At 71.3% G+C, this 23,313-nt stretch carries 22 protein-coding genes; 10 read left to right on the forward strand and 12 right to left on the reverse strand.

The window, feature by feature from the left end; genetic code table 11:
- Positions 1-59: 59 nt before the first annotated feature.
- From QSK18_RS01300 to QSK18_RS01330, 7 genes are read right to left on the reverse strand one after another with little or no spacing between them, the layout of a single operon-like run.
- Positions 60-1,631, reverse strand: coding sequence for an NADH-quinone oxidoreductase subunit N (locus tag QSK18_RS01300; protein ID WP_285616350.1), 1,572 nt, complete (start codon positions 1,629-1,631; stop codon positions 60-62).
- Entirely contained in the window at positions 1,631-3,172 is a 1,542-nt protein-coding gene (locus QSK18_RS01305) for a complex I subunit 4 family protein (RefSeq protein ID WP_285616351.1), read from the reverse strand. The genes QSK18_RS01300 and QSK18_RS01305 overlap by 1 nt, the downstream gene beginning before the upstream one ends.
- Positions 3,169-5,076 (reverse strand): NADH-quinone oxidoreductase subunit 5 family protein, encoded by a 1,908-nt coding sequence (locus QSK18_RS01310; protein WP_285616352.1) that lies wholly within the window; start codon positions 5,074-5,076, stop codon positions 3,169-3,171. The genes QSK18_RS01305 and QSK18_RS01310 overlap by 4 nt, the downstream gene beginning before the upstream one ends.
- Positions 5,073-5,492 carry an NADH-quinone oxidoreductase subunit NuoK gene (locus QSK18_RS01315; RefSeq protein ID WP_502894170.1) on the reverse strand — a complete coding sequence of 140 codons (420 nt, stop codon included), beginning with the start codon at positions 5,490-5,492 and terminating at the stop codon, positions 5,073-5,075. Before QSK18_RS01315 ends, QSK18_RS01310 begins: the two co-directional genes overlap by 4 nt.
- Positions 5,492-6,049 carry an NADH-quinone oxidoreductase subunit J family protein gene (locus tag QSK18_RS01320; RefSeq protein WP_285616354.1) on the reverse strand — a complete coding sequence of 186 codons (558 nt, stop codon included), beginning with the start codon at positions 6,047-6,049 and terminating at the stop codon, positions 5,492-5,494. Before QSK18_RS01320 ends, QSK18_RS01315 begins: the two co-directional genes overlap by 1 nt.
- On the reverse strand, positions 6,046-7,827 hold the full coding sequence (locus QSK18_RS36240; RefSeq protein WP_285616355.1) for a NuoI/complex I 23 kDa subunit family protein: 1,782 nt from the start codon (positions 7,825-7,827) through the stop codon (positions 6,046-6,048). Before QSK18_RS36240 ends, QSK18_RS01320 begins: the two co-directional genes overlap by 4 nt.
- Before the next feature lie 58 nt (positions 7,828-7,885).
- Complete coding sequence (locus tag QSK18_RS01330; RefSeq protein WP_285616356.1) at positions 7,886-8,509, reverse strand: TetR/AcrR family transcriptional regulator; 624 nt, start codon at positions 8,507-8,509, stop codon at positions 7,886-7,888.
- A gap of 598 nt (positions 8,510-9,107) precedes the next feature.
- Here QSK18_RS01330 and QSK18_RS01335 point away from each other — a divergent pair.
- Both QSK18_RS01335 and QSK18_RS01340 read left to right on the forward strand, forming a co-directional pair.
- Complete coding sequence (locus tag QSK18_RS01335; RefSeq protein WP_285616357.1) at positions 9,108-9,701, forward strand: VOC family protein; 594 nt, start codon at positions 9,108-9,110, stop codon at positions 9,699-9,701.
- Positions 9,698-10,183: a GNAT family N-acetyltransferase gene (locus QSK18_RS01340; protein ID WP_232811113.1), complete on the forward strand. Its 486-nt coding sequence runs from the start codon at positions 9,698-9,700 to the stop codon at positions 10,181-10,183. The genes QSK18_RS01335 and QSK18_RS01340 overlap by 4 nt, the downstream gene beginning before the upstream one ends.
- A 27-nt stretch (positions 10,184-10,210) precedes the next feature.
- Here QSK18_RS01340 and QSK18_RS01345 read toward each other — a convergent pair whose 3' ends face one another.
- The 4 genes from QSK18_RS01345 to QSK18_RS01360 form a co-directional block, all read right to left on the reverse strand.
- Positions 10,211-10,957 (reverse strand): amino acid ABC transporter ATP-binding protein, encoded by a 747-nt coding sequence (locus QSK18_RS01345; RefSeq protein ID WP_232811111.1) that lies wholly within the window; start codon positions 10,955-10,957, stop codon positions 10,211-10,213.
- Complete coding sequence (locus QSK18_RS01350) at positions 10,954-11,859, reverse strand: amino acid ABC transporter permease (RefSeq protein WP_285616358.1); 906 nt, start codon at positions 11,857-11,859, stop codon at positions 10,954-10,956. Before QSK18_RS01350 ends, QSK18_RS01345 begins: the two co-directional genes overlap by 4 nt.
- Positions 11,820-12,698 (reverse strand): ABC transporter substrate-binding protein, encoded by an 879-nt coding sequence (locus tag QSK18_RS01355; protein ID WP_232811107.1) that lies wholly within the window; start codon positions 12,696-12,698, stop codon positions 11,820-11,822. The genes QSK18_RS01350 and QSK18_RS01355 overlap by 40 nt, the downstream gene beginning before the upstream one ends.
- A 125-nt stretch (positions 12,699-12,823) precedes the next feature.
- Positions 12,824-13,597 (reverse strand): APH(3') family aminoglycoside O-phosphotransferase, encoded by a 774-nt coding sequence (locus QSK18_RS01360; protein ID WP_232811106.1) that lies wholly within the window; start codon positions 13,595-13,597, stop codon positions 12,824-12,826.
- Between the two features lie 30 nt (positions 13,598-13,627).
- On the opposite strand from QSK18_RS01360, the gene QSK18_RS01365 reads away from it, so the two are divergent.
- The 5 genes from QSK18_RS01365 to nuoH are packed head-to-tail and all read left to right on the forward strand — an operon-like array spanning position 13,628 to position 16,931.
- Positions 13,628-13,948 (forward strand): GNAT family N-acetyltransferase, encoded by a 321-nt coding sequence (locus tag QSK18_RS01365; RefSeq protein ID WP_232811104.1) that lies wholly within the window; start codon positions 13,628-13,630, stop codon positions 13,946-13,948.
- A 40-nt stretch (positions 13,949-13,988) separates the two neighbouring features.
- The gene (locus QSK18_RS01370; RefSeq protein ID WP_232811095.1) at positions 13,989-14,351 is read left to right on the forward strand and encodes an NADH-quinone oxidoreductase subunit A; all 363 of its coding nucleotides are present in this window, start codon (positions 13,989-13,991) and stop codon (positions 14,349-14,351) included.
- Positions 14,342-14,986 carry an NADH-quinone oxidoreductase subunit B gene (locus tag QSK18_RS01375; RefSeq protein WP_285616359.1) on the forward strand — a complete coding sequence of 215 codons (645 nt, stop codon included), beginning with the start codon at positions 14,342-14,344 and terminating at the stop codon, positions 14,984-14,986. The genes QSK18_RS01370 and QSK18_RS01375 overlap by 10 nt, the downstream gene beginning before the upstream one ends.
- A complete protein-coding gene (locus tag QSK18_RS01380) occupies positions 14,983-15,963 on the forward strand; it encodes an NADH-quinone oxidoreductase subunit C (RefSeq protein ID WP_285616360.1) in 981 nt (326 codons plus the stop codon). The genes QSK18_RS01375 and QSK18_RS01380 overlap by 4 nt, the downstream gene beginning before the upstream one ends.
- Positions 15,960-16,931, forward strand: coding sequence for an NADH-quinone oxidoreductase subunit NuoH (nuoH, locus tag QSK18_RS01385; RefSeq protein WP_232815152.1), 972 nt, complete (start codon positions 15,960-15,962; stop codon positions 16,929-16,931). The genes QSK18_RS01380 and nuoH overlap by 4 nt, the downstream gene beginning before the upstream one ends.
- Before the next feature lie 813 nt (positions 16,932-17,744).
- On the opposite strand, the gene QSK18_RS01390 is transcribed toward nuoH, so the two are convergent.
- A complete protein-coding gene (locus QSK18_RS01390; RefSeq protein WP_232815151.1) occupies positions 17,745-18,683 on the reverse strand; it encodes a LysR family transcriptional regulator in 939 nt (312 codons plus the stop codon).
- A 246-nt stretch (positions 18,684-18,929) separates the two neighbouring features.
- Here QSK18_RS01390 and QSK18_RS01395 point away from each other — a divergent pair, with 246 nt between their 5' ends.
- From QSK18_RS01395 to QSK18_RS01405, 3 genes are all read left to right on the forward strand, one after another.
- Positions 18,930-20,822, forward strand: a complete 1,893-nt coding sequence (locus QSK18_RS01395) for a 2-oxoacid:acceptor oxidoreductase subunit alpha (protein WP_285616361.1) — start codon at positions 18,930-18,932, stop codon at positions 20,820-20,822.
- Between the two features lie 19 nt (positions 20,823-20,841).
- Entirely contained in the window at positions 20,842-21,915 is a 1,074-nt protein-coding gene (locus QSK18_RS01400; RefSeq protein ID WP_352396444.1) for a 2-oxoacid:ferredoxin oxidoreductase subunit beta, read from the forward strand.
- Positions 21,916-22,051: 136 nt separating this feature from the next.
- Positions 22,052-23,311, forward strand: a complete 1,260-nt coding sequence (locus QSK18_RS01405) for a DUF3592 domain-containing protein (protein ID WP_285616363.1) — start codon at positions 22,052-22,054, stop codon at positions 23,309-23,311.
- Positions 23,312-23,313 lie beyond the last annotated feature (2 nt).

Here is a 23,313-nt window from a genome sequence, read left to right on the forward strand (position 1 = left end):
ACGTTCCCGCCGGGTCCACCGTCGCACCCGTCCGGCTCCGATGATCCTCAGTACTTCGATCAGTGCAGGATCCCAGGCAGCAGCCCGGCGATCACCTGGGCCCCCACCGAGAGGCCGAGGCACCCGGCGGCAGCTCCCCCCAGCACGATCCCCTCCGCCGGGCGAAGCCGCCACCGGGGCGGTGCGGCGCCCGCGGGCGAGACCAGCAGGGCGGTCCAGCGCAGGTAGTAGGCCAGGGCCAGGGCGACGTTGAGGGCGGCGAGCACGGCGATCGGCCAGGTCTCGGCGTGCACCACCGGGCGCAGCACCACCACCTTGGCGATCAGGCCCATCACCCCGGGCGGGAGTCCGGCCAGGCAGAACAGGGCGAAGGCGAGGACGGCGGCGGCCACCGGTTCGGTGCGGCCCAGCCCCCGGTAGGCCTGCAGCGTGTGCTCCTCCCCGGCCCGGTGGTGCCGGGCCACCAGCACCACCACGGCGAACACGGCCAGACCGGCCACCACGTAGGCCAGCAGGTAGCCGATCGAGGCGGCGGCCACCTCACGCACGCTGTCCCGGGAGGCGCCGGCCCCGGCGAAGGGCAGCACCACCCAGCCGGCCTGCGCGACGGTGGACCAGGCGAGCAGGCGCACGGCCACGGTCTGCCGCAGCGCCACCAGATTGCCCACCGTCATGGTGAGCACGGCCAGCACCCCGACCAGCGGCGCCCAGACCTCGTGCAGCGTCGGCACCCCTATGCCGAGCAGCACCACCACCGCGGTCAGGCCGGCCGCCTTGGACACCGTGGACAGGAACGCGGCGACCGGCAGCGGCGCGCCGGCGTAGGTGTCCGGCGTCCACAGGTGGAAGGGCACCAGCGAGACTTTGAACCCGATGCCCGCGATCGCCAGCACCACCCCCAGGGCGGCCACCACCAGGACCGGCCGTTGCGGGTCGGCGGCCAGGACGTCGGCGATGCGGGCGAGGTAGAGCGAGCCGGTGGCCAGGAAGAGCAGACCGACGCCGAGGAGCAGCAGGCCGAGCGAGGCGACCGCGGTGAGCAGCATGGTGACGGCGGCCTGGGCCCCCTGGGCGTCGCGGCGCAGCGCGATCAGGCCGATCACCGGCAGGGTCGCGGTCTCCAGGGCGACGGTCAGGGTGGCCAGGTCGCGGGCCCCGGCCAGGGCGGCGGCGCCCGCCACCGTGGCCAGCAGCAGAGTGTGGTGCGCCGTGCGGTCTTTCGCGCCCGGGCCGGCCAGGGCCAGCAGCAGACAGGCCAGGGCACCGAGCAGGACGATGCCCTGGACCGCCAGGGTCAGGTCGGAGACCACGTAGGAGCAGCCGAAGCCGAACTGGGCCGGGCTCAGCGACTCCGGCAGCCGGGTCGGCCCGGTCTGCCCGCTGGTCACCACGAACCCGCTGGAGCAGGCGGTAGTACGGTCCTCGCCGTCCTGGGCCAGGTACGCCACCGCCCCCGCGGCCACCAGCAGCCCGCTCACGCCGAGCGCGTCGGTGACCGCTCTCAGGCCCGGCCGGATCGCATCCACCAGCAGGATCAGCAGCAGGGCGACGACCGGTGCGATCACCGGCAGCAGGGCGACGGCGTCGATCTTGGGGACGCCGGTGAGTTCGGCGAAGGTCTCGGCGAGCATCAGGGCACCACTCCCCCGCCGGGCAGGAGCAACCGGACCACGCCGGCCGTGGCCGCCAGCAGCGGGCCCGGCACCAGGCCGAGCCCGACGGTGGCCAGGACCAGCGGCATCGTGGTCAGCGACTCGTGCCGGGTGACATCGCCGATGTCCTGGCCGTCCCAGCGCCCGTCGGTGCGGCCCTGCCAGAGCACCCTCAGCACCCTCAGCCAGTAGGCCGCGGCGATCACGGTGCCAACGGCGGCAACGACTGCGAACGGACGATTGAGGGCACCGAGCGCTCCCGACTGCCAGGCCCCGGCAATGGCCAGCAGCTCACCCCAGAACACGGCCAGGCCGGGCAGACCCAGACCGGCCACCGCGCCGAAGGTGAGCAACCACCCCAGCCTCGGCAGCCGATCGCGCAGACCGGGGCCGAGCTCGCCCAGGCCGGCGCTGTGGTGCCGGTCCTTCAGCGCCCCGACCACGAAGAACAGCAGCGCGCTGACCACCCCGTGGGCGATGTTGGCGTAGAGCGCGCCCTGCAGGCCGGTCGGCGTCATCGAGGCCACGCCCAGCAGGACGAACCCCATGTGCGCCACCGACGACAGGGCGACCAGACGTTTCAGGTCGTTCTCGGCCAGGCAGGCCAGGCCCGCCCAGACGATGCCGACCACCGCGAAGCCGCCCAGCCAGGGAGCCACGTTCTCCATCCCGGCGGGCAGCACCGGCACGGCCACCCGGACCAGGCCGTACGTGCCGAGTTTCAGCAGGACCCCGGCCAGCAGCACCGATCCGGTGGTGGGGGCGATGGTGTGGGCCGGCGGCAGCCAGGTGTGCAGCGGCCACATCGGGGTCTTCACCGCCAGGCCGATCACGATCAGCACGGCCGCCACGGTCTGGGTGCTCTCGGACATGCCCGCACCACCGCGCTCGATCAGCTCGGTGATGTCGGCGGTACCGGTGCGGGTGATCACCAGGATCAGGCCCAGCAGCATCACCGCCGAGCCGGTGGCGGTGTAGAGCACGAAGCGGGCCGCGGCGTTGCCCGGCTGCCCCGGGAGCCGCCGGTCGCCCCAGACCCCGATCACGAACCACATCGGGATCAGCACGGTCTCGAAGGCGATGAAGAACAGCAGCAGGTCGAGCGCGGTGAAGGTGGCCAGCGCCCCACCGGTGACGGTCAGCACGCAGACCACCAGCAGCCGGACCCGGCCGTGCTCGGGGTGCACCCGGATCAGGTGCCCGCAGGTGAGCACCGCGAGCAGGGCGGTGAGCAGGACCAGGGGCGCGCTCACCCCGTCGAGGCCGAGATGCGCCTGCAGGCCGAGGGCCGGGATCCAGTCGGTGCGCACCTGCAGCTGCATCCGCCCCAGGCCCCGGTCCCAGGCCACGAGAGTGGCCAGGGCACCGATCAGCAGGGTCACCCCGCTGATCCCGGCGCCCAGGCGAGCGGCGGTCCGGTCGGGAATCTGCGGCACGGCCAGCAGCACCAGGGCGCCGGCCAGGGGCAGCAGGACCAGGGTGGGCAGCAGCCAGTTCACGGCGCCGGTGTCGGGCGTCATACCAGCACCACCCCGGCCACCGCGATCACGACCGCCCCGGCGAACACCCAGGCCGCGTAGGCCGAGGCCAGCCCGGTCTGGGCCAGCCGCAACAGCTTTCCGGCGATCGTGGTGGCCGGGCCGACGCCGCGCACGTACGCGTCCACCACGTCGTGCTCGCCCACCCGGACCAGTACGGTCAGGCCCAGCGCGGGGCGGACCACCAGCGCCCGGATCACCCGGTCGAAGCCGAACGCGTTCAGCAGCACCGTCCGGGCCCGCTCAGGCAGGGCGAAGGCGATGTCCGCAGTGCCCAGTCGGGGCGCCGACACCGCCCAGCCCACCCCGGAAAGAGCCAGCAGAGCACCGGTGATCGCGGTGCCGGGCTCGATCTGGAGCCCGTGCAGCAGATCCGGCGGCTGCAGGAGAACCAGGCCGAAGGCCAGGCTCGGCAGGGCCAGGAGGTAGAGGGGCAGCATCATGGCGAGGGGTACGCGATGGCGGTTTTCCCCGTCCTCAATTGGGTTTTCCGAGGTTCGCCCCATCGCAACCATCGCCCACGCGCGACCGGCGTACAGACCCGTCAGCACGATCGTGCTTACCCCCGCGACGAGGACCATCCAGCCCACCCAGGTTCCGGCGTGCGCCGCCTCGTCCGCCGCCGAGAGAACGGCCTCCTTGGACCAGAAGCCGCCGAAGGGCGGGATACCCGCCAGCCCCAGGAGCCCGATCCCGAAGAGCACAGCAAGGCTTCGATGGGTACGCCAGAGGCCGCCCATGTCGGCGAGCGCGGTGGAGCCCACGATGTGCACCACGCACCCCGCCGCCAGGAACAGCAACGCCTTGAAGGCTCCGTGGGAGAGCAGGTGCGCCACCCCCGGCGCGGCCAACCCCACCGGGTCGCCGGAACCCAGCTCCCGGTCGGAGGCCACGCAGACCGCCGCCAGCATGTACGCGACCTGACTGATCGTGGAGTAGGCCAGCAGCCGCTTCAGGTCGGTCTGGGCCAGCGCGGCCAGGGCGGCCCCGACCATGCTGACCGAGGCCAGCACCGCACCGGTCTGCAGCACCCCGGGCGCGGTCAGGAACAGGGGCAGCAGACGGGCCACCAAGAACACGCCGGCCACCACCATCGTGGCCGCGTGGATCAGGGCGGAGACCGGGGTCGGGCCCTCCATCGCGTCCGGGAGCCAGGTGTGCAGGGGGAACTGCGCCGACTTGCCCACCACCCCGGCGAGCAGCAGTGCGGCCGCGGTGAGGACCGTGCCGTGGCCGATCTCGTTCTCGGTCGCCGCGCGGTTCAGCTCGCTGATCGAGGTGGTGCCCGCGCCCGCGATCAGCACCACCACGGCCAGCACCACCCCGATGTCGCCGGTGCGGGTGATCAGGAACGCCTTGGTGGCTGCGGCCCGGGCCGCGGCCCGCTCGCTGTGATGGCCCACCAGAAGGTACGAGGCCAGGCCCATCACTTCCCAGCCGATCAGCAGCAGCACCAGGTCACCGGCGTGGACCACGAGCATCATCGCGGCGGTGAACATCGAGACGGTGGCCGCGTAGGCGGGGTAGCGGGTGGGCGCCTCCGGTGTTCCTTCGCCGTGCAGATAGGCGGTGGAGTAGATCTGCACGCAGAGGGCGACCAGGGCGACCATCACGGCGACGCCCGCGGCCAGCTGGTCCGAGCGCAGGTCGAGGGCGATGGTGGCGCTGCCCAGCTGAGCATCTCCGAGGAACCCCACGGAGGTGCTCCCCTCCTGGGTGCTGACCAGCACCAGCTCGGCCACGGCGGCGATCAGCGCGCCCAGTGCACCGGCCACCGCCCAGTCCGACGCCCAGCTGCGGGCAGCCGGGGACGAGCTCATGACCAGACCGAAGACCGCAGCCGCGGCGGGCAGGACCACGGTGAGGATGGCGGCGGCCCCGGTCACGACCCCGCCTGCTTCGCCTCGGGATAACCCGCCGGGTTCTCGGTGTGGCGGGGTGAGGCCTCGCCCAGCTCCGTGACCTCGGTCAGCTCGACCGTGCCACGGGCCCGGAACAGCAGCAGCACGATCGCCAGCGCCACCCCGATCTCGGCGGCCGCGATCGTGATCACGAAGATGGTCATCACCTGGCCCGGGATCAGCGGGTCCTGCACCAGGTCAGGGCCCCCGGCGCCGGCCTCGGGCAGGGCCGCCAGCCCTCCGGCAGGCAGCGCCGAGGCCGTGACCAGGAGCACGTTCGCGGCGTTGAGCAGCAGTTCGGCGCCGATCAGCACGAGGACGGCGTTGCGCCGGGCGAGGATCCCGTACACGCCGATCCCGGCGAGGGCCGCAGCGAGCACGGCCGGGCCGAGCAGGTGGATCATCCCGTCTCTTCCCCGCTCTCGACCTTGCCGGGCTCCTTGCCGGGCTCCTTGCCGGGCTCCTTACGGGACACCGCGATCGCCGCGACCAGGGCCGCCAGCAGCAGTACCGAGAGCAGCTCGAAGGGAAGCAGCCAACCGGAGAACACGGCCTCGCCGATCGGGCGCGCGGCCCCCTGCTCGGTACGCACGGCGACCTTGGTGTCTCCGACGGCGTAGATGAGCGTGCCGGCCAGGACCCCCGTCACCGCGACCCCGGCCGCCCCCGCCGCCAGCCGCTGCCCGAGGGATCCGTCGAGGCGTGCGCTGGGCTCGATCGGCGCGCGGGTGAGCATGAGCGCAAAGATCACCAGGACCACCACCGCGCCCACGTAGACCAGGAGCTGGACCAGCGCGACCACCTCGGCGCCGAGCACCAGGTAGACGCCGGCCAGCGCGCCCAGGCAGACCACGAGCCAGAGGGCGCAGTGGACGACGCGGGGACTGGACACGGCGAGCAGCCCAGCGGCTCCGGCGAGAACGGCCAGAGCGACGAAGAGGACCTCGAGACCGGTCACGGTCGGCTCCGGCGCGGGGGGTCTTCGGGGTCGGGGGTGGCCGGGTCCGAGCTGGCCGGATCGGGCTTGGCGTGATCAGGTGCACCGCGGTCAGGCGAGGCTGAATCCGCGGTGGCCAGGTCAGGCGCGGCTCGGTGGGACGCGCCCGGGTCCGCGGTGGCTTGGTCAGGCATGCCCGGGTCCAGGGTGACTTGGCCAGGAGTGGTCAGGTCGGCGGTGGCCGGGTCGGGGGTGGCCGGGTCGGCGGTGGCCGGGTCGGCGGTGGCCGGGTCCGAGCTGGCCGGGTCGGGCTTGGCGTGATCAGGTGCGCCCCGGTCAGGCGCGGCTGCGTCCGCGGTGGCCAGGTCAGGCGCGGCTTGGGCAGGGGTGGCCAGGTCCCGGACCGGTGGCATGGGTTGGGTCTCGTCCGTGACGGGTGGCAGAGGCTGGGTTTCGTCGGTGACCGCAGGCAGTAGCGCCGTTTTTTCGTCGTCCGGGTGGCTGCTGTGGGTCGCGGTCGTCTCAGGGACAGCGGCCGTCTCCCGAAGGGCCGGGTCTGGGCGCGTCGCTTCTTCGCGGTCGGCCGTCCCTTCGTCGGCGGTGGCCTCGGGGCCTCCCACTTTCTCGTGGTCGGTAGCCATCTCGTCGGCAGTGACCCCCTCGTGGCCAGTGGCTGCCTGGGTCGCGGCGTCCTGGGCCACTACTTCCTGAGCGGCAGTCTCCCGAGCGGCAACCTCCTGGGGCGCCGCCTCCTGAACCGCTTTTTCCTGGGCCGTCGCCTCTTGGGCTGCCTCTTGGGCCGCCGCCTCCTGGGCAGTTGCTTCCTGGGCAGTTGCTTCCTGGGCTGCTGCTTCTCGAGCCGCCACCTCCTGGGCGGCAACCTCCTGGGCTGCTGCTTCCCGAGCCGCCACCTCCTGGGCCGCCGCCTCTCGGGCCGCCTCCTGGGCCGCCGCCTGGGCTGCTTCCTGGGCGGCTGCCTCCTGAGCCGCCACCTCCCGAGCGGCAACCTCCTGGGCTGTCGCCTCTCGGGCTGCCTCTTGGGCCGCTGCCTCCTGGGCTGCCTCCTGAGCAGCTGCCTCCTGAGCGGCGACCTCCTGAGCCGCAGCCTCCTGGCGGGCGGCCTCGTAGGCCGCGATCGCCTTCTCGGCGGCGGCGCGGGCGACACCCACCTCCTTGGCCTCCACTGCCCCGGGGTCGGGCAGGGGCGGGGGCTGGACGCTGGTCATCCAGCTCTCCAGGCGGTCGCTCTCGTGGAGCAGGTCGCGGATGTCGAACTCCGCGTACTCGAACTCGGGGCTCCAGAAGAGCGCGTCGAAGGGGCAGACCTCGATGCAGATGCCGCAGTACATGCAGAGCGAGAAGTCGATGGCGAAGCGGTCCAGCATGTTCTTCTGCCGGGCCCGGCCGCCGGTCTCGGCGGCGGGGACCTCTTCCTTGTGCGACTCGATGTAGATGCACCAGTCCGGGCACTCCCGGGCGCACAGCATGCAGCTCGTGCAGTTCTCCGCCAGCAGCGCGATCACGCCCCGGCTGCGCGGTGGCAGGTCCGGTCGCACGTCGGGGTACTCGGCCGTGTGGGTGGGCCGGACCAGCGACCTCGCCGTGGTGGCGAGCCCGGAGACCAGACCACGGCCGAACCCCAGACCACGACCGAGCCCGTGGCCGGGCTGCTGACCGGATTCGTGGCTGTGTTCGTGGCCGGGCCCGTGGGTGTGTTCGTGGTCGTGCCCAGGAACGCTGCCCAGATCGTGCCGGTGACTGCCGGAGCCGCCCGCGACGTTCTGCTGTTCGGAGGTCACCGCTGCATCCTGCCGTGTTTTGCGGTTCCGAGGGGCGTGGATCCGGCGCGTCCGCGACTCAGCGCTGGGCGGGAGGCAGCATCAGCGCGCTCAGACCGAGCTCGTGGGCGGCGTACTCGTCGGCCCAGACCCGGGCCCGGCCGCGTGAGAGCGTGCCTCTGACCTGGGTGGCCACGACCAGGCCGTCGAGCATGACGCAGATCCGCAGCGCCGCCTCCGAGGGGTCCGCGCACTCGAACTCGCCGGCCTCGACCCCCTGCGTGACCAGCCGGGTCAGGCCGTGCCGCCGGCGGGTGTCGTTGCGCCGGACCACCTCGCGGATCTCGTCGGTGTAGCGGCCCTCGGCCCAGGCGTCGATGTTGCGCGACCACACCTCCAGGTCGGCCGGTTCCACCGGGACCTGCTGGTACAGACCGATCACGTTGCGCAGCCGCTCGGTGTGAGAGCCCGGCCCGGCGACCACCGCCTCCATCGCCGCCAGTTCCCGGTCGGAGGCCAGCACAAATGCTTCCGACAGCAGTCGTTCTTTGGAATCGAAATGGTAAAAGACCAGGCCGGGACTGATTCCGAGCTCGGCGGCGACATCCGCGACCCGGGTACGCGCGAATCCCTTCCGGGCGACCACCGTCGCGGCCGACCGGAGAATCTCCTCGCGCCGGATCTCTGCCTGCTGCCGCGCCACCTCACCGACCTCACATGCGTTCCGACAAAAGACCCGGCCGGAACGGGGGGCACCTCCTGGCCCTTTAGGGCCGGGAGAACACGCACCTGGCGCGACCATAATATTTTCGGATTGGACGCCGAATCCGGCGGTCGCCGGATCGGGCTTACCGGACCGACCCGCGACCATTGAGAATATTAGCGGCCCCGGCCCGAGGATCGGTCCGATCACCGGAATTACCCGTATGAGCTGCCCAGATTTCCCCACCGGACCCAATCGCACCGGCAACGTGCGACCGCCCGTCATGGAATCGCTCCCAGATCCGCACACCCGACGTATCCGGGCGCCGGCCTTGGTGGCGATCCGCTCATCCCCGGCGCGGCGCCCGCCCGCCGCACGCACGAGCCGACGCTGAGCCGGCACCGCGCGCGTCACTCAACGTAACCACCACGGAACCGGTCGCTCGCGCCCTAGGCGCGCCACCCGTCCATAGTTTGACCGCTTGCCCAATTTCGGCACCCGGCGCCACAACAATGGGCCTCCCACGGCCTCTGATCAGCCCTTCAACTGCACCGGAAATCCCGCACGGTCGCCGTGCTGAAGCAACCAAGGAACGCTGATGGCCGCGATCCGCCAGCGAAGCGCACCGGCAGTGCATCGAAAGTGCGCCGTCAGTGCGGTGAGGAGAGCCCGCGACGGGATTAGCCCTCGATTCACCGGCCTGACGTATGCCTTAATCCCATTCCTGACCTGCGCATTCTTCCGGTTTCCGGGGGCCTGCCCGAGGCTCCGGCGGAATGCGACAACCACTCCGAGCGGTCGGATCGCGGTCGTTCTGGCAGTATTCCCATTCGTGGAACGCGTGACGGGTATCGGGGGTCTGTTCTTCCGAAGCAGAGATCCGGAGAGACTGGCAGCCTGGTACGAGGAGCATCTCGGGGTGACCCCGGTGCCCCTCACCTATGCGGAGGAGCCCTGGTATTCACAGTCCGGGCCGACCGTGTTCGCCGCCTTCGCCGAAGAGACCGAGCACTTCGGGCGCGCGGCCCAGCAATGGATGGTGAATTTCCGGGTCCGTGACCTGGACGCCATGGTGCGGCAGTTGCGGGCCTCCGGCATCGAGGTGGAGGTCGATCCGGAGGTGTACCCCAACGGGCGCTTCGCCCGGGTGTACGACCCGGAGGGCAACCCCGTGGAACTATGGGAGCCGTGAGCAACTCTCCCGTAACCGATCTCGTCCTCCGCGACGCCCCTTTCGACAGCCCCGAGGCGATCACCCTGATCGCCGAACTCCAGCAGGAGTACGTGACCCGCTACGGCGGGCAGGACGAGACCCCGGTCGAGCCGGGTGAGTTCACCCCGCCGGCCGGCCTCTTCGTGGTCGCCGAGGTGGGGGGCGAGCTGGCTGGATGCGTGGGCGTGAGGGAACACGCGGCGGGCGGGGAGCAGTGCGCGGAGATGAAGCGGATGTACGTGCGGCCGGCCTTCCGGCGTCGTGGGCTGGCCCGCAAGCTGCTCAGCGCAGCCGAGCAGCGGGCCGTGGTGCTGGGCTACCGGCGCCTGGTGCTGGAGACCGGTGACCAGCAGCCCGAGGCGGTCTCGCTGTACCAGAACTCGGGCTACCGGCCGCACCAGAACTTCGGCATCTACGCCGACGAGGCGGGCTCGCAGTACTTCGCCAAGGACCTCGTCTGACCTGTCCCACCCGGAGCCGGGCGGTTGCTACAACCGCCCGGCTTCGATGATCCGCCTCAGGAACTGGCGGGTGCGCTCCTCGGTGGGCTCGCCCAGGACCTGTTCGGGCGCCCCCCGTTCCAGCACCCGCCCGCCGTCGAGGAAGCACACCTCGTCGGCCACCTGCCGGGCGAAACCCATCTCGTGGGTGGCCACCAGCATGGTCATGCCCTCGGACTTCAGGTCGCGCAGCATGGCCAGCACCTCCCCGACCAGTTCCGGGTCGAGTGCCGAGGTGACCTCGTCGAACAGCATCAGCACGGGGTCGTTCACCAGCGAGCGGGCGATCGCCACGCGCTGCTGCTGACCGCCGGACAGATGGTCCGGATGAGCGTCGGCCCGGTGCCGCAGGCCGACCCGGTCGAGCATCGCCAGAGCGCGCTCGCGGGCCTGTTCGGCGGGCACCTTGTGCACCTTGCGGGGCGCCAGCGTGATGTTGTCCAGCACGCTGAGGTGGGGGAAGAGGTTGAACGACTGAAAGACGATGCCGATCTTCGCGCGCACCTCGTCGGCGTTCACCCGGGGGTCGGTGATGTCCTGCCCCTGCAGCTCGATCACCCCGTCGTCGACCGTCTCCAGCAGGTCGATACAGCGCAGCAGAGTGGACTTGCCCGAGCCGGAGGCCCCGATCAGGACCACCACGTCGTGCTCGGCCACGTCCAGGCTCAGGTCGCGCAGCACCACGCTGGGCCCGTAGGTCTTGCGCAGGTTCTGGACGCTGAGCAGCCCGCTCACAGGTGGCCTCCGCCGGGGACGGCCCCGTACCGCCGCGACACCCGGTCGGTGATCCGGGTCAGCGGGATGGTCAGGATCAGGAAGAGCACCCCGGCCACCACGTACGGGGTGAAGTTGAAGCTGGTCGCGGTCTCGATCTGGGCGGCCCGGACGGCGTCGATGGCCGCCCCGAGCACCGAGATCAGGCCCGAGTCCTTGGTCAGCGAGGCCAGGTCGTTCAGCAGCGGCGGGACGACCCGGCGCACGGCCTGCGGCAGCACCACGTAACGCATGCTCTGCGGCCCGCTCAGACCCAGCGACCGGGCCGCGGCCCGCTGGCTGGGGTGCACCGACTCGATGCCGGCCCGGAACACCTCGGCCACGTAGGCCGAGTAGGTCAGCACCAGGGCCACGCAGCCCAGCACGATCGGGTCGGTGGGCACCCCGGTCAGGTTGAGCGCCGGCACCCCGAACCCGACCAGCAGCAGGACCAGGATCAGAGGCAGGCCGCGGAAGACGTCCACGTAGACCGTGGCCAGGGCGCGCAATGGCCAGAAGACCGGTCCACGCAGCGTCTTCAGAACGGCCAGGAGCAGGCCCACCAGCAGCACGCAGACCGCGCTGACCAGGAAGACCTGGACGTTGACCCAGAAGCCCTCGAGGACGGCCGGGAACGACTCCACGGCCTTGTCCCAGTTGAAGAACGTCTCCCGGGTGCGGTCCCAGCCGGGTGCGCTGACCACCCCGGCGATCAGCGCACCTCCCACGACCACGGTGCTGATCACGGCGATCAGGAGCGACTGCAGGCTCCGGCGCCGCCGGTAGGCGTCGCGTTCGAGCTGCCGGGGTGAAGGGCTCCAGTCGTCGAGCGTGTCCGGGCTGCTCACTTCAGTTCGGGCGCGCCGGCCGACTCGGTCAGCCACTCGGTCTCGAGCTTCTCCAGCGTGCCGTCTGCGCGCAGCGCGTCGACCGCGTCGGAGACGCAGTCGGTCAGCGGGCTGTCCTTGGCCAGGAGCAGACCGAACTGCTCCGCGCTGTCACCGGCGGCGGGCAGCTGGCCGACCACGACGCCGTTGTCCAGCTCGGCGGCGGCCAGGTACAGCGCGGTGGGCAGGTCCACCACCAGGGCGTCGATCTGGCCGTTGTTCAGCGCCAGCTTGGCCTTGTCGTTGTCGTCGTACACGGCCGGCTTCGAGGACGGCTGGATCTGCTCCTCGATCGCCTTGTAGCTGGTGGTGCCCACCTGCGCACCGAGCTTGACGTCCTTGAGGTCGGCCAGCGAGGTGGCCCCGGCGGCCTTGCTGCCCTTGATCGTCACGACCGCCTGGGCGACGTCGTAGTAGCCGGAGGAGAAGTCCACGGCCTCTTTGCGCTCGTCGGTGATCGAGAACTGGTTGATGTCGAAGTCGAAGGTCTTGGCGCCCGGCTGCACCGCCGCGTTGAAGCCCACCGTCTCCCACTTGACCTGGTCGTTCGTGTAGCCGAGCTGCTCGGCCACGGCGTACGCCACGGCGGACTCGAAGCCCTTGCCGTTGGTCGGGTCGTTGTCCTGGAACCACGGCGTGTAAGCCGGGGTGTCGGTGCCGACGGTCAGCGTGCCGGCGGCCAGGGTGTCCAGATCGGCCGGGGCGCAGGAGGCCGAGGTGCTGGCCGACGCCGAGGAGCCGGTGCCCGCCTCGTCTTCGGAGTCGGCCGGGGCACAGGCGGCGACGGCCAGCAGGGCGATGAGGGCAGATCCTGCGGCAGGCAGTCGGCGGGACATGAATACTCCAAGGTCAGCGCATGGTTTCGGCGGCTGAGTCTAGCCCTGCCCGGTTCGGCCCTCCGAGGGTGTTCACGTGTTCGGTCGCGGATGACCCCGACCCGACCGGAAGTTTCTCCGCAAGGTCAGAACAACTCGTCCAGAAGTACATGAAAGGACAACCGGCGCAGATCCGGCTCGGTCTCGCCGTAACGCTGGAGGAACCGGGCGCGCAGATCGGCGCCGAACCCGCCCAGCGCGTTCGAGAGGATGCCGAGGTCCTGGTAGCGGTCGGCCAGCCCGAGCCGGCCGACGTCGAGCAGGCCGGTGACCTCGCCGTTGCTGAGCAGCACGTTGTCCAGGGAGAGGTCGCCGTGGGTCACCACCCGGCCGGCTTCCAGCGGCAGCAGGGCGGTGAGCTCCTGCCAGACCTGCTCGGGGGTCCAGCCCTGGCGCTCTTCGTCGAAGTCGTCCGCGTCGACCCGGCCGGCGTCGATGTTGGCCCGGGCGTGGCGCAGCCGGAAGGCGTGACCGGCGACGAACGGGCAGGTGTCGGCATCGAGGGCGTGCAGCCGGCGGGTGAAGTCGGCCAGCGCGTCGACCACCCGCTCGGCGTCGGCCTCGATCTCCAGCAGGGCGCTGCGGCCGGGCAGGGCGGTGGTGAGCAGCCAGGCGTCTTCGGGGCTGCGCACGAAGCGGACGACTTCCGGCGCCGGGATCCGCCCGCGTAACCAGGCCAGCCGCACCATCTCGTCGGTGACCTCCTCGGCCGCCTCGCCCCGTCCGTGTTTGAGGAAGAGATCGCGTCCCGGACCGCGCAGCCGGTGAACGGCGTTGCCGGACTGCCCGACCGTGTCGCGGACCCACTCGTAGCCGTGGATCTCGTCGGCGATGGTCGCGGGCGGGAGGGGCGTGCTCATCCGGGCACGCTAGATGATTCGATGGGGCGCATGGCCGAAGTGAGAGAGAACCAGGAAAAGAACCGTTTCGAGATCTGGGTGGACGACGAGCTGGCCGGCTTCACCGAGCACCGCGGCCTGGGGCCGGTGGTGAGCCTGGTGCACACCGAGATCGGTGAGCGCTTCGGCGGGCAGGGCCTGGCCACGCAGCTGATCCGCCAGACCCTGGACGACCTGCGCGAGCGCGATTCCCAGGTGCTCCCGATCTGCCCCTTCGTCAAGGCCTTCATCGACAAGCACCCCGACTACCTCGACCTCGTCCCCGCCGGTCGCCGCGCCGTCTTCGGTCTCCCCTCCGCCCCCCGCACTTGAGACCCGATTCTGTCGGGCCCCCTGGGTAGAGTCCTTTCCCATGGAGGGCCTGGAGACTTACCTGGTCGTCGCCGCCGTGATCGCCGCCGGCGCGCTGCTGTTCGTCGGAGGCATCGGGGCGGCCCGGGCGCTGCGCCCGCGCGTGCCCTCGCCCGAGAAGACCCTCACCTACGAGAGCGGCGTCGATCCGGTCGGCCACGGCTGGGCGCAGAGCCAGATCCGCTACTACCTCTACGCCTTTCTGTACCTGATCTTCGCGGTCGACGCGGTGTACCTGTTCCCCTGGGTCACCGTGGTGAAAGACCTGGGCTGGGCCACCCTGGCCGAGATGGGCGTGTTCCTCGGCGTGATCGCGATCGGCCTGATCCACGCCGTGCGCCGTGGGGTCCTGCGATGGATCTGACCCGGCCGGGCAGCGGCAGCCGGCCGGTCTCGCCGAAGACCGCGCTGCCGATGCCGGTTCTGCGGCAACCGCACGAGCACGAAATTGAAGACGGGTCAGCAGGCCTGGGTGCCCTGGCTGCGGTTGCGCCGCATCCACTTCGGCTGGTGCTCAACTGGGGCCGGCGCTACTCGCTCTGGGTGTTCAACTTCGGTCTGGCCTGCTGTGCCATCGAGTTCATCGCCGCCAGCATGGCCCGTCACGACTTCATCCGCCTCGGCGTGATCCCGTTCGCCAACGGCCCCCGGCAGGCCGACCTGATGGTGGTGTCGGGCACCGTCACCGACAAGATGGCCCCGGCCGTGCGCCGGCTGTGGGAACAGATGCCCGAGCCGAAATACGCCATCTCGTTCGGCGCCTGCTCCAACTCGGGCGGCCCCTACTGGGACTCGTACTGCGTCACCAAGGGGGTCGACCAGATCATCCCGGTCGACGTCTACGTGCCCGGCTGCCCGCCGCGCCCCGAGGCGTTGCTGCAGGGCATCGTGAAGCTGCAGGAGAAGATCGCCGACGAGAACCTGGCCCGGCGCTACGGCTCCCGCCGTCGGGGCGCTGCCTCGCTCAACCGGGGCCTGGTCGAGGGCAGCCCGGCATGAGCTCAGCACTGCCAAGCCGCATTTCGCCCGACGCCAACCAGCTCACCGCGTGGTTCACGGCGGCGCTCAGTAAGGCTGGGGTCGGCACACCTGCGGGGGCCGACCAGGGCGGGCCCACCGACCGGGCCGCTGCAGACGGTGAGCCCGGGCAGTCCGACGCCCCGGAGTCAGCCCCGCCCACCTCCAGGTCCTCCGCCCTGGTCACGGTCACCGCCGACGGCGCGGGCACACCTGTGGTCGACGTGCCCGCAGCCGGCTGGGTGGCCGCCGCCACCTGCGCCCGTGACCAGTTGGGGCTCGACTTCCTCGACTGGCTCTCGGCCGTCGACGAACCCGACGCCGACCCGGCCGGTCTCGACGTGCTCCTCCACCTCGCCGCCACCGACTCGTTCGGCTCGCCCGACCGCGTCGTCCGCCGCCTCCTGCTGCGCACCCGGGTGCCCGAAACCACCCTCAGTCTGCCCAGTCTCACCGCGCTCTGGCCGGGGGTCGCCTGGCACGAGCGCGAGACCTTCGAGATGTTCGGGCTCACCTTCACCGGCTTCGAAGACGGCAGCGGCGCAGGCCTCAGACCGCTCCTGCTGCCCGACGGGTTCGAGGGCACTCCCCTGCGCAAGTCGTTCGTCCTGGCCGCCCGGGCGGCCAAGGCGTGGCCTGGCGCCAAAGACCCGGGCGACTCGGCCGCCGGCAAGGCCCCCCGCCGCAAGACCCTGCCGCCCGGCGTCCCCGATCCTTCGTGGGGCCCGCACGAACCCGGCGCGCCCCGCGAAGATGCGCCGCCCGCCCGCCCCCGCCGCGAGCGCCCAGCCGGCATTTCCCGCGCCGCCGCCGCAGCCCGGAAAGCCGCCGCGACGGCCCCTTCCGCTCCGACGAGTCCCTCGACCCCAACGTCACCGATCACCACCACACCCCCTCCCACAGCGCCGCCGCCTCCCACCGCCACACGCCCCTCCCCAGATGCACAGGACGAAGCATGAGTCCCGATGTCGCCCTGATCGGCGAGATCGTCCTGCGCGCCGTCTGCGTGCTCGCCGCCTTCCTCACCCTCCCCCTCCTCGTGGGCCAGACCGAGCACAAGGTCATGGCTCACATGCAGGGTCGTCTGGGGCCGATGTACGCGGGCGGTTTCCACGGCTGGGCCCAGCTCGTGGCCGACGGGGTGAAGTTCCTCCAGAAAGAAGACATCGTTCCGGCGCGGGCCGACGCCGCCGTCTTCCGCCTGGCCCCCGCCGTCGCCCTCGTCCCCTACCTCGTCGCCCTGTCCGTGATCCCGCTCAGTCCCGGCTGGGTCGCCGCCGATGTCGACGCCGGCCTGTTGTTCGTTCTGGCCGCCAGCGCGGTGGCGGTGCTCGGCACGCTGATGGCCGGCTGGTCCAGCGCCAACAAGTACGCCCTGATCGGTTCGATGCGGGCGGCCGCGCAGCTCCTGGCCTACGAGCTCCCCCTGGTCTTGGCCGCCGCCAGCGTGGCCATGGCGGCGGGCACGCTCTCGCTCACCGGGATCGGCGAGGCCTGGCAGTGGTGGTGGCTGATCTGGCAGTTCCCGGCCCTGGTGGTGTTCGTGGTGGCCGGGCTGGCCGAGGTGCAGCGGCCCCCGTTCGACATGCCGATCGCCGAGTCCGAGCTGGTCGCCGGGCCCTACACCGAGTACACCGGGCTGCGTTTCGCGTTGTTCCTGTTGAGCGAGTACGCCGGGATCGTGGTGCTGGCCGGGCTCACCGCGGTGCTGTTCCTCGGCGGCTGGCACGGCCCGTTCTCCGAGACGCTGGGCCCCCTGTGGACCCTGCTGAAGACCGGCCTGGTCGCGGTGGTGGTGATCTGGCTGCGGGTGGCCTGGCCCCGGCTACGCGAGGACCAGCTGCAGCGCCTGGCCTGGGCCGGGCTGGTCCCGATCGCCCTGGCCCAGCTGGCCCTGACCGCCGTCGTGGTGGTGCTGCAGGCCTAGGTTCCGTTGTGGTTCTGCCCCGGCACGGTGGCCGACCGCTCGTCCGGCGCAGCGGGTGTCCGGGCCCGACGGGATCGGCTGAGCCCGTTGAGCATCGCTCTTGAGAGCAGGGACTTTGCCGAGCCCGCCGTCAAAGACTGAGGGCCGGTCAACTGCAGGTTCTCGGGCCGGCGGCACGAGGTCAGGCACATGCAACGGCCGGGTCCGAATCAGTGCCCGGCTCACGGCACCCGGCGCCCGGTACCCGACTCACGGCGCCCGGCTCACGGCGCCCGGCTCACGGCGCCCGGCTCACGGCGCCCGGCTCATGGTGCTCGGCGAGCGGTCTGCAGCCGGCGGTGGGCATGGTCAGGCAATGAACGTGGACACTTGGTACACGGTGTACCAGGTGTACACATCGTCGATCAGCCCAGCACGACCCTGGCCAGCCCTGGTCCAGCCCTGTGGATCGGCACAGGAGCCCAGAAAGGTGCCCGGTGACGGCCTGGGTCCGGCCGTGTCATTGGCAACGGACAGGCTGTGACGGCCTAGATACGGCCGGCGGGCGACCTGGGCTCGGCCCGGCGGGCAGCCCAGGTCGGCCCGGCAGGCAACCCAGGTTCGGCCGGCAGGCAACTACCCGGGTTGGACCAGCAGGCAGCTGCCCGGCTTGGACCAGCAGGCAGCCTGGGTTTGGCCGGTGGGCGGCTCTGATGAGGTGGGCGCCTGCGGATTCTGGGCGGGGGCGGCTGAGTGTTTGCCGCGTACAGGCTGCCCCGGAGCGGACCTGGACCAGCAGAACCCCGCTGTGGGCGTGGGGCTGCAGAAATCGACCTAGCGCTTCACTCGTCCTCTGACCGCGATCGTCAGCAGGTCCGAGGCCGGCCCGCGGGGTGCGCTGCCCAGCGGCCAGACCGCCAGCAGCCGCCGGTCCAGGGTGAGTCCACCCACTGGCACTGCGCGCAGCCGGCCCGAGGCCACGTCGTCGGCCACGGCCAGGCTGCTGAGCATTGCGGGCCCGGCGCCGGCCAGCACGGCGCCTCGTACTGCGGCCGTCCCGGACAGCTCCAGCAGGGGCTCGGCCTGCTCGTACCCGCTGCCCAGCGCGGTCTCCAGGGCCACCTCGAGCGCCCGGCGGGTGCCCGACCCGGCCTCTCGTGAGACCAGCGGGGTGCGGGCCAGTTCGGTCGCGTCCACCGGGCGGCGGCGCCGTGTCCAGGGATGGCCGGCGGGCACCACCAGGACCAGCGAGTCGGTGCCGATCTCCCGCCAGGCCAGGTTCTCGGGGGCGGACGGGCCCTCGACGAACCCCAGCCCGGCCCGGCCGTCGCGCACCCGCTCGGCCACCTCTTCCGAGTTCGTCGCCGTCAGCTGGACCGACAGCTCGTCCCCCCGGGCCTCGACCTGGTGCCGCAAAGTGACCAGCCAGCGGGGCATCAGGTACTCGGCCACCGTCAGGCTGGCAGCCACCCGCAGCCGGGCGTGCCGCTCGGCGCGCAGCGCGGCCACGCTGGCCTCCAGCCCGGCCGCGAGCTCGGTGAGCTGCCCGGCCCAGTCCGCGACCAGCGCCCCGGCCGTGGTCAGGCTCGAGCCCTGCCGGCTGCGCCGTAGCACCTGAACGCCGAGAGTGCCCTCCAGGCGCCGGATCCGCTCGCTCGCGGCCTGCTGACTGATGCCGTGTTCCCGCGCCGCCGCGCCCAGGCTGCCGGTACGGGCCACCGACAGCAGCAGGTCGAGCGCGGTCAGCTCGGGCACGCGCGGTGACAGGGGCATGGGGTCAGGCTAGCCGCGTCACAAGGCGAACCTGTGACACCACAAGACCGGGAGGACTACGCGGCGCGCCGAGCCGGCTGCACTGTTGTGGACGGCATGTCTCGCCCTGGTTGCATTAGCAGAACACCAGGACCAAGGGGAACCTTAGTAAGGTGCGAAGCATCCCACAGCGAGACACTGAGGTGCGGGCGCAAGCACGACCGTGACGAAGATCGCGGGCACTGCCAGGCGGACTGAGGAGACTTCATGGAAGACACGGCTGTGGTCCCGACAGATTCGAGCAAGCGGCCCGACGGGCCCCGGGTCGAGCGGATCGACAGCGTGGTGATCCGGTTCGCCGGTGACTCCGGCGACGGCATGCAACTGACCGGCGACCGCTTCACCGCGGAGACCGCTTCGCTGGGCAACGACCTGGCCACGCTGCCGAACTTCCCCGCCGAGATCCGCGCTCCCCAGGGCACCCTGCCCGGTGTCTCCAGCTTCCAGCTGCACTTCGCCGACCACGACGTGCTCACCCCCGGCGACGCGCCCGACGTGCTCGTGGCGATGAACCCGGCGGCGCTCAAGGCCAACCTGGCCGACCTGCCCCGCGGCAAGACGATCATCGTGAACACCGACGAGTTCACCAAGCGGAACCTGGCCAAGGTCGGCTTCACCGCCAGCCCGGTCGAGGACGGCTCGCTGGAGTCCTGGCAGGTGCACCCGGTGCCGCTGACCAGCCTGACGGTCGAGGCGCTGAAGGAGTTCGGCCTCTCCCGCAAGGACGCCGAGCGCTCCAAGAACATGTTCGCCCTGGGCCTGCTCTGCTGGCTCTACAACCGCCCGACCGAGGGCACCGAGCGCTTCCTGAACACCAAGTTCGGTCGCCGGCCGGAGATCCTGGCCGCCAACCTGGCCGCGTTCAAGGCCGGCTGGGCGTTCGGCGAGACCACCGAGGGTTTCGCCGTCTCCTACGAGATCGCCCCGGCGCCCGCCCCGGCCGGCGTCTACCGGAACGTCACCGGCAACACCGCGCTGGCCTACGGGCTGGTCGCCGCCGGGCACCGTTCCGGGCTGCCGATCGTGCTCGGCTCGTACCCGATCACCCCGGCCTCGGACATCCTGCACGCGCTGTCGGGGATGAAGAAGTTCGGCGTCACCACCATCCAGGCCGAAGACGAGATCTCGGCCATCGGCGCGGCGCTGGGCGCCTCGTACGGCGGCGCGATCGGGGTCACCACCACCTCCGGCCCCGGTCTGGCCCTGAAGAGCGAGACCATCGGCCTGGCCGTCTCCCTGGAACTGCCGCTGGTCATCGTGGACGTGCAGCGCGGCGGCCCGTCCACCGGCCTGCCCACCAAGACCGAGCAGTCCGACCTCCTGCAGGCCATGTACGGCCGCAACGGCGAGTCACCGGTGCCGGTGATCGCCCCCCGCTCCCCCGCCGACTGCTTCGACGCCGCGATCGAGGCCGTGCGGGTGGCCACCAAGTACCGCACGCCGGTGCTGCTGCTGTCCGACGGCTACCTGGCCAACGGTTCCGAGCCCTGGCAGCTGCCCTCGGTCAGCGACCTGCCCGACCTGCACACGCAGTTCGCCCAGCCCGGCACCGAACCCTTCCGTCCCTACGACCGGGATCCGGAGACGCTGGCCCGGCCCTGGGCGCCACCCGGCGTGGCCGGTCTCGAGCACCGCATCGGTGGCATCGAAAAGGCCGACGGCACGGGCGAGATCAGCTACGACCCGGACAACCACGACAAGATGGTGCGGCTGCGCCAGGCCAAGGTCGACGGCATCGACGTGCCCCCGCTGGAGGTCGACGACCCCACCGGCGACGCCGACGTGCTGGTGATCGGCTGGGGCAGCACGTTCGGCCCGATCGCCGCCGGGGCCCGCGAGGCGCGCCGCTCGCAGACCAAGGTCGCCACCGCGCACCTGCGCCATCTGAACCCGTTCCCGGCCAACACCGGCGAGGTGCTGAAGCGCTACCGGCGGGTGCTGATCCCGGAGATGAACCTCGGCCAGCTGGCCCTGTTGCTGCGGGCGAAGTACCTGGTCGACGCCCGCGGTTACAACCAGGTGCGCGGCCTGCCGTTCAGCTCGGCCGAGATCGCCACCGCGATCACCTCGCTCGCCACCGAGATCCGAGAGGGCTTCTGAGATGACCACCGAACTCGGCATGCCGACCGTGCTCTCCGGCCTGGCCGGAGTGCCGCACCTGACCCCGGAAGACGCCCGGCAGACCCGTAAGGACTTCACCTCCGGCGCCGAGGTGCGCTGGTGCCCCGGCTGCGGCGACTACGCGATCCTGGCCGCCGTGCAGGGGTTCCTGCCCGAGCTCGGCATCCGGCGGGAGAACGTGGTCTGTGTCTCCGGCATCGGCTGCTCCTCGCGTTTCCCCTACTACCTCGACACCTACGGCCTGCACTCGATCCACGGCCGCGCCCCGGCGATCGCCACCGGCCTGGCTACCGCCCGTCCCGACCTCAACGTCTGGGTGGTCACCGGTGACGGGGACGCGCTCTCGATCGGCGGCAACCACCTGATCCACGCCCTGCGCCGCAACGTGAACCTCACCATCCTGCTGTTCAACAACCGGATCTACGGGCTGACCAAGGGCCAGTACTCACCCACCTCCGAGTCCGGCAAGATCACCAAGTCCACCCCGGTCGGCTCGGTGGACACCCCGTTCAACCCGATCTCGCTGGCCCTGGGCGCCGAGGCCACCTTCGTCGCCCGCACGCTCGACTCCGACCGCAAGCACCTGACCAGCGTGCTGCGCCAGGCCGTGGAGCACCGCGGCTCGGCGCTGGTGGAGATCTACCAGAACTGCCCGATCTTCAACGACGGTGCGTTCGACGTGCTGAAGGACAAGGACGAGGCCCAGGCCCGGCTGATCCGGCTGGAGCACGGTGAACCCATCCGGTTCGGCGCCGAGGGCGCACGCGGTGTGGTCCGGGCCGCCGACGGCACCCTGCAGGTGGTCGACGTGGCCTCGGTGAGCGAGTCCGACCTGCTCGTGCACGACGCCGAGAACCCCAACCCGGCCACCCAGTTCGCGCTCTCCCGGCTGGACGAGGAGACCCTCTCGCACGTCCCGCTCGGCGTGTTCCGCAAGGTCGCCCGCCCCGCCTACGACGACCTGGTGCGAGCCCAGGTGAACGGGGCGGTCGAGGCGAACAACGGCCCCGCCACCGACGACGACCTGGCCGCCCTGCTGGCCGGCCGGGACACCTGGACGGTCACCGACTGACCCGTGACCTGAGCACGAACGAAAGGCGACTTGAGGACGTCGGTGCTCACCGACGTCCTCAAGTCGGTTTTGTTCTTGGGGCACCGATAACGATGGACGTCTGCCTCAGCGGCCGTGGGCCTGTCACCGTGGGAGGGTGACGAGCAGGGTGGGTGGAGCGGCCGAGCCGCTGGTGGTGTGGCAGGAGCAGGGCCGCACAGTCGGGCGGGCTCTCGCCCCGTGGTGGCTGACCCAGGTGGTGCTGAGCCTGGCCTGGTTCTACGCGGTGCTGAACCGTGATCCGGGTGAGTCGGTGCAGTGCCGGGACAACCCGGCCGCCTGCACCGACTGGGGTGTGGACACGGCGCTGGCCACCGGCAGCCTGTTCGCCGTCCCGTTCCTGCTCTGGATCGCTCCCCGGGCCGGGCTGTTGCTCGGCGGGCTCTGGGGCGTGCTCTTCCTGGTGTTCTCGTTCGATGCGGGCGAGGACCTGTCGATCGGCCTGCACGGTCTGGCCTGCTGCGCGGTGCTCGCCGTGGTGCAGAACGACCGGTACCGCCGACAGGCCGCCATCCGGCCGGACATACCGGCCGCAGCGGTCGCCGGTCCCCGTCCGCACCTGCGCATGCCGGCCGCGTTCTGGATCATCCCTACCGCCGTCACCACGGTCCTGCTCGTCTTCGCAGCCCTTTTCGCCGCCCTCTACATCTGGGCCTCCCAGGCCCGGGACGACTGGTTCGAACGCAGCGTGGTGGTCGACGCCCGGGTGACTGCCCTGGACGAGTTCGGCGATCTCGTGCTCGAGCACACCGACGGCACTACCTGGAACATCGACGCCCAGGACACCTATCGCGTCGGAGACCCCGCCCGGGTGCGCTACGACCCGCAAGACCCGGACGCGGCCGAACTGGAGGCCGAACCGAGTAAGTTCGGCGGCTTCCTGGCCGCGACGGGCTGGCTGCTCACGCTGGCCGCCGCGGTGATCTGGCGGCTCGCCGGCCAGCGCCGATTCCTCGGCCGGCTGCGCCGCGGAGGCCTGCCGGAGTACTCCGTGCTGGCCGGTCTGCGCTCGCGCTACGTCTACCTTCACGGCCATCCGGCCCAGGGGCAGGCCCCGTCGAGGCCCTTCGCCATGCTGCCCACCCGCAGTGCCTCCAGCCCGGCCGAACCGCTCAGGACCGCACCCCTCTACGGCGAACCAGAAGAGCCGCTCCAGCCGGTGCTGCTGCTGAGTTCCGCCGTGTTCGTCGGCGAACCTCTACCCGGCCGATGGGGCGTCGTCGTGGCTGACGACGTGGTGCGTTGGGCCCGCAAACCCCTGCAAGAGGTTCACCGAGCGCCCTGGAACCGCTCCGACCAGCCGATTCACACGCTCAGCCAGGCCCGTTGGAGGCTCCCCACGCAATCTGCCTCCTAGAA

It is taken from the genome of Kineosporia sp. NBRC 101677 (assembly GCF_030269265.1).
GTDB lineage: Bacteria > Actinomycetota > Actinomycetes > Actinomycetales > Kineosporiaceae > Kineosporia > Kineosporia rhizophila.